Below are 666 nucleotides of genomic sequence, written 5' to 3' on the forward strand. Positions count from 1 at the left end.
TCGCGGTGTAGCCCTGGATGCCCGCCTTCGCGGGCATGACGACAGGGCGGTTCCGCGGCGTCTCTTTCAAGTTCGCGGCGTCTCTCACACCCCGTCATCCCCGCGAAAGCGGGGATCCAGAGACTTCAGCGCCGTGTCGCGGTGTAGCCCTGGATGCCCGCCTTCGCGGGCATGACGACAGGGGTGGGTTCGCGGCATCTCTTTCAAGTTCGCGGCGTCTCTCACACCCCGTCATCCCCGCGAAGGCGGGGATCCAGAGACTTCAGAGCCATGCCTCGATAAAGCCCTGGATGTTCGGCTTCGCCGAAGTACAGCAGAGCCCGCTTTCGCGGGAATGACGGTAGATGGGTTTCGTCGCGTCTCTCTCCAGCCGTCATCCCCGCGAACGCGGGGATCCAGAGACTTAAGCGCGCTGCCTCGATAAAACGCCGCGAACCTCGGCCCGCTACCAAAACACCACCAACAAAACGAAACCGATCGCGGCCGCCACCACCAACACGCCGACCGCCAACGCCGCGTTGCCGCCGCCGCAATCCTTGCAATATCGCGCGCCCGGCAAGATGCCGAGCAAGGGAAAGGTCAGCAACGCCAGCAGCCCCAGCGACGAGCCTTCATCGACCGGCCGCTCCTCGCATCGCGCGCACATCCGTCGCACGACGCGGAACC

At 65.0% G+C, this 666-nt stretch carries 1 protein-coding gene; it reads right to left on the minus strand.

What is annotated here, in order from left to right; genetic code table 11:
* Positions 1-445: 445 nt before the first annotated feature.
* Entirely contained in the window at positions 446-646 is a 201-nt protein-coding gene (locus tag HKX41_10430) for a hypothetical protein (GenBank protein ID NNC24552.1), read from the minus strand.
* Between the last annotated feature and the right edge of the window lie 20 nt (positions 647-666).

The organism is Salifodinibacter halophilus, assembly GCA_012999515.1.
GTDB classification, from domain to species: Bacteria; Pseudomonadota; Gammaproteobacteria; order Nevskiales; family Salinisphaeraceae; genus Salifodinibacter; species Salifodinibacter halophilus.

Excerpts from the sequence above, each read along its gene's own strand:
- HKX41_10430 (NNC24552.1), bottom strand. The coding sequence starts at position 646 with ATGTGCGCGCGATGCGAGGAGCGGCCGGTCGATGAAGGCTCGTCGCTG.